The organism is Microbacterium sp. (genome assembly GCF_051953575.1).
In the GTDB taxonomy this organism is placed as follows: Bacteria; Actinomycetota; Actinomycetes; order Actinomycetales; family Microbacteriaceae; genus Microbacterium.
In genome coordinates, this window is record NZ_JBQCIP010000244.1 from 1 (window position 1) to 5,193 (window position 5,193).

A 5,193-nucleotide genomic window follows, 5' to 3' on the forward strand; every position below is an offset into this window, starting at 1 on the left:
AACCCCGCGCTGCGCATCTACAAGCCGTGGCTCGACGCCGACTTCGTCACGCAGCTCGGCGGCCGCAAAGAGATGAGCGAGTGGCTCGTCGAGCACGGCTTCCCGTACCGCGACTCCGCCGAGAAGGCCTACTCGACCGACGCCAACATCTGGGGCGCCACGCACGAGGCGAAGACGCTGGAGCACCTGGACGTCTCGCTCGAGACCGTCGAGCCCATCATGGGCGTCCGCTTCTGGGACCCGTCGGTCGAGATCGAGACCGAAGACGTCACGGTGACGTTCGACGCCGGCCGCCCGGTCGCCCTCAACGGCGTCGAGTTCAGCGACCCGGTCGCCCTGGTGTTCGAGGCGAACCGCATCGGCGGGCGCCACGGCCTCGGCATGAGCGACCAGATCGAGAACCGCATCATCGAGGCGAAGTCGCGCGGCATCTACGAGGCCCCGGGGATGGCGCTGCTGTTCACGGCGTACGAGCGCCTGGTCAACGGCATCCTGAACGAAGACACGCTCGCCACCTACCACGAGCAGGGTCGCCGCCTGGGCCGCCTGATGTACGAAGGCCGCTGGCTCGAGCCGCAGTCGCTCATGCTGCGCGAGTCGATCCAGAAGTGGGTGGGCTCGACGATCACCGGCTCGGTGACGCTGCGTCTGCGCCGCGGCGAGGACTACACGATCCTCGACACCGACGGCCCGCGCCTGTCGTACCACCCCGAGAAGCTGTCGATGGAGCGCGTCGGCGACGCTGCGTTCGGTCCGACCGACCGCATCGGCCAGCTCACGATGCGCAACCTCGACATCGCCGACTCGCGCGTGCGCCTGGAGCACTATGCGGCGGCCGGCATCATCGGCGGCGCGACCGGCGAGCTCGTCGGCCATCTGTCGCAGGGCGAGGCGGGCGAGATCACCGAGAGCGCGACGCCGCTGTCGGCCGCGGGAGAAGAGCTCGCCGATGCGACGGACGCCGTCAACGAGGCGTCGGCCTTCGATCTCGGCACCGACTGAGCATCACCTGAATAACTTGCACACTGCTGTGCAAGTTGCGTAGCATGGAGGCATGACCTCCACCGATGTCGCGCGCCCGCCGCGGCGCGATGCCCGCGAGAACCGTGCCGGCATCCTCGCTGCAGCCCACGTCGCCCTCGCGCACGATCCCCGCGCCTCGGTCGATGCGATCGCCCGGCAGGCTGGCCTCTCGCGCCGGGCCCTCTACGGCCACTTCGACGACCGCGACGCGCTCGTGAGCGAGCTGGTCGCCCAGGGCGCCGCCCGCTTCAACGCCGTCGCGGCGACCATCGACGATGTCGACGCGCGCGTCGCGCTCGCCCGCCTGGCCGCCGCGCTGTGGAACGAGGCCGCGCACGTGCAGGTGCTCGCCGCCATCGCGCTCGACGAGGCGCATCTCGAAGAGACCGCGGCCGCCCTGGCGCCGCTGCGCCGCACCGTCGTGCGCATCGTCCGCGAGGGGCAGGACGCCGAGGTGCTCCGCACCGATGTCGCCGCACCCACGCTCGCGCGCCTGGTCGAAGAGACCGCGCGCACCGTCATCACCCGCATCGACGCCTCGTCGCCCGAGGCGCGGACTCTCGCGGTACGCGCCGTGCTCAGCATCGCCGGCCTGTCGTGGCGGCAGGCCGAGGCCCTGCTCGACACGCATCCCGACATCCTCGCCGACACCGAGGCGGCGAGCGCGTGAGGGTCGTGCTCGACGCGGTCGGCAAGGGCCGTCGCGAACACGCCTTGCCCGTCACCTCGACCTCTTACGCGTCCGGCACCGCGACCCTGGTCGCCGCCGAGACCGAGCAGCGTCCGACGGTGCTCGGCCTCATCGCCTCGGGCCGCATGCGGCCCGACACGGGTCGCGTCGAGCTCGACGGAAAGGTGGATGCCTCGGCCCTGCGCGCACGCGTCGCCCTGGTCGACGCGCCCGAGGTGTCCGAGCCCGAGCCGAACGTCACCCTCGCCGGTGTGGTCGCCGAGGAGCTCATGTTCGCCGGGCGCCGTTCGCACCCCATCGCCGTGCAGAACTGGCTGGCCGACAACGGCCTCGCCGAGGCGGCATCCCTTCCCGTCTCGAACGTCGACCCCGCCGACCGCGTGCGCGCACTGTGCGAGCTCGCGGTGCTCCGCAAGGGCGTCCAGGGCTTCGTGCTCGTCTCGCCCGATCGTCACGGCGGCGAGCCCGAGGCCTGGTGGGCGATCGCCGAGGAGTTCGCCGCCCGCGGGTTCGCGGTGCTCGTGATCGCCGGGCAGGCGTCGCAGCGGGTTGTCGCGCTCCCCGCCGCCGAACCCCTCGAGGCGCGGCGCGCCGGGCACGGCCCGCGGCTGCGCAGACTCACCGCGCGCACGAAGGGGGGCCGGGCATGAAGGTCCCGCAGATGATCCTCGCCGAGCTGCGCCGGCTCACCTCCACGCGCATGTCGCTCATCGCGCTCGTCGCGCTGATCGCCGTCCCGATCCTGTACGGCGGGCTGTACCTGTGGGCCAACCGCGACCCGTACGGCCAGCTCGACCAGGTGCCGGTCGCGCTCGTCGTCGCCGACACCGGCGCAGACCTCAACGGCACCGACCGCAACCTCGGCGACGAGGTCGCCCAGGAGCTCATCGAGGACGGCTCGTTCGACTGGCACCTGACGACCGCCGACGAGATGAACGCGGGCCTCGACGACGGCACCTACGACTTCGGGGTCGAGCTGCCGGCCGACTTCACGGCATCCATCGCGTCGATCACGTCGGGCGACCCGCATCCCGCCGACATCGTGCTGCACACGAGCGACGCCAACAACTACCTCGCCTCGACGATCGGCACGCAGGCGGTCGAGAAGATCAAGACCACCGTCACCGAGAAGGTCGTGGCCGAGGCGGGGCTCACGATGCTCGACGCGCTCGACACGATCCGGGTGCAGCTGACCGATGCCGCCGCCGGGGCGGGGCAGCTGGTCGACGGCCTGGCACAGGCGGGCGACGGCGCGACGCAGCTCGCCGACGGGGCGACCCAGCTCAACGACGGGGCCACCCGGCTGGCCGACGGCACCGCGCAGCTGCGCGACGGTGCGGCGCAGCTGTCGTCGGGCGCTGCGCAGGTCGCCGACGGCACCGCGCAGCTCGCCGGCATCGCCGACCGCGTCGGCTCGGCATCCACGTCGGCCACGGCCGCACTGCCGCAGGCGCGCAGCGACCTCGCAGCCAAGCTCGCCGAGGCCGGGCTCGACCAGGCGCAGATCGACGAGGTGCTGACGACACTCGACCCGCTCGGCGCGCGCATCACGGCCGTCGACCAACGCGTGCAGGGCGCCGTGGCGCAGATCGACCGGCTCAACGACGGCGCGCAGCAGGTGTCGGGCGGCGCGGCGACCCTCGCCGCCGGCTCGGCGACCGCCGCGGACGGCGCAGCACAGCTGCGCGACGGTTCGGCTCAGCTGCGCGACGGGGCGACGACGCTCGACAGCGGCCTCACCCAGCTCGAGGACGGCGCCACCCAGCTGCGCGACGGCCTGAGCTCCGGTGCCGCCCAGCTGCCGTCTTACGACGCCGACACGCGGGCCAAGCAGGCCGACACGCTGGCCACCCCGGTCGACGTCGAGCGCTCGTCGCTGACGCAGGCGCAGAACTACGGTGCGGGACTCGCTCCCTTCTTCGCCGCTCTGGCCGGATGGATCGGCATCTACGCGCTGTTCCTCATCGTGAAGCCGGTCTCCAAGCGCGCGGTCACGGCCCTGCATTCGCCGATCCGCATCACGCTGGCGGGCTGGGCGACTCCGGCGCTCCTCGGCGGCGTGCAGATGCTCGGGCTGTTCGGCGTGCTCGCGCTCGCGCTCGGATTCTCGTTCGCGCATCCACTCGCGACCCTCGGCATCCTGCTCCTCGCATCGGCCACTTACGCCGCGATCGTCCTGGCGCTGAACGTCTGGCTCGGCTCGGTCGGGCAGTTCCTGGGCCTGGTGCTCATGGTGCTGCAGCTCGTGACGGCCGGAGGCACGTTCCCCTGGCAGACACTGCCGGCGCCTCTCGCGGCGCTGCACCATGTGCTGCCCATGGGCTACGTCGTCGACGCGATGAGACAGGTGATGTACGGCGGCAACGCCGACCGTGTCTGGCTCGACCTCACCGTGCTCGTGGCCTGGCTCGTCGGCGCCGGCGTGCTCGCCGCCATCGGGGTGACCCGCATGACCCACTTCCGCACGCTGCGCGACCTGCAGCCGAGCGTGATCGGCTGACACGCCGGCGAAGGGTCCCCACGGCCCCTCCACCCGCGTGGGCCCAGCCGGGCGCCCGGCATCCCTTCGCTGTGATTCTGGGCACCCAACTGGCCGATCGCGGGCGAAAAGCGAGCGCGATTCGGCTCCAGGGGCACGTCGGGGATACGATGCGAAACAGTCCGCGTGCGCCCGAACGCATGCGATACCCCGTCTCGCAGTGCCCGGCACCGCGTGTCCCCCTCAGCCCGGAAAGCTCTCAATGTCGAAGCCCCCCGCCTCGCCCTACGCCACCGACGACACCGTGAAGCGCCGCTCGGTGGGCCGCACCATCGGCATCACCCTGTTCTCCATCGTCACCGCGGTGGTCGTCATCGCCCTCGTCGCGGTCGGGTTCATCACCTACACGGTGCAGCGCTCCTTCCCGCAGCTGAGCGGAGAGGTCACGGTCACGGGCCTCGACGACGAGGTGACGGTGCAGCGCGACGCTCTCGGCATCCCCACCATCACCGCCGGCTCTTCGCACGACCTGTTCTTCGCGCAGGGCTACGTGCAGGCGCAGGACCGCTTCTGGGAGATGGACTTCCGCCGCCACGTCACGAGCGGCCGGCTGTCGGAGCTGTTCGGCGAATCGCAGCTCGGCACCGACAAGTTCCTGCGCACCCTCGGCTGGCACGAGATCGCCGAGCAGGAGGTCGAGGCGCTCAGCGACACCGAACGGGGCTACTACGACGCGTACGCCGACGGCGTGAACGCCTACCTCGCCGAGCACCAGGGTGCCGACGCGTCGTTCGAATACGCCGTGCTCGGGCTGCAGAACCCCGACTACAAGATCGAGCCGTGGACCCCCGCCGACTCGGTCGCCTGGCTGAAGGCGATGGCCTGGGACCTCCGCAGCAACATCGAGGCCGAGACCGAGCGCGCCGTGCTCGCGTCGGACTTCACCCAGGAGCAGATCGACGAGCTGTACCCGGGCTACCCGTTCGACCGCAATCCGGTC

At 71.5% G+C, this 5,193-nt stretch carries 5 protein-coding genes; all 5 read left to right on the forward strand.

The features are described from left to right. The coding region (argG, locus tag ACTHNQ_RS14735) for an argininosuccinate synthase (protein WP_440334547.1) at positions 1-1,002 on the forward strand (1,002 nt) is incomplete at its 5' end. A gap of 52 nt (positions 1,003-1,054) precedes the next feature. Next, the gene (locus ACTHNQ_RS14740) at positions 1,055-1,693 is read left to right on the forward strand and encodes a TetR/AcrR family transcriptional regulator (protein ID WP_440334549.1); all 639 of its coding nucleotides are present in this window, start codon (positions 1,055-1,057) and stop codon (positions 1,691-1,693) included. Then, positions 1,690-2,364, forward strand: coding sequence for a hypothetical protein (locus tag ACTHNQ_RS14745; protein ID WP_440334551.1), 675 nt, complete (start codon positions 1,690-1,692; stop codon positions 2,362-2,364). Before ACTHNQ_RS14740 ends, ACTHNQ_RS14745 begins: the two co-directional genes overlap by 4 nt. Further along, complete coding sequence (locus tag ACTHNQ_RS14750) at positions 2,361-4,214, forward strand: YhgE/Pip family protein (RefSeq protein ID WP_440334553.1); 1,854 nt, start codon at positions 2,361-2,363, stop codon at positions 4,212-4,214. The genes ACTHNQ_RS14745 and ACTHNQ_RS14750 overlap by 4 nt, the downstream gene beginning before the upstream one ends. Positions 4,215-4,455: 241 nt before the next feature. After that, the coding region (locus ACTHNQ_RS14755; RefSeq protein ID WP_440334555.1) for a penicillin acylase family protein at positions 4,456-5,193 on the forward strand (738 nt) is incomplete at its 3' end.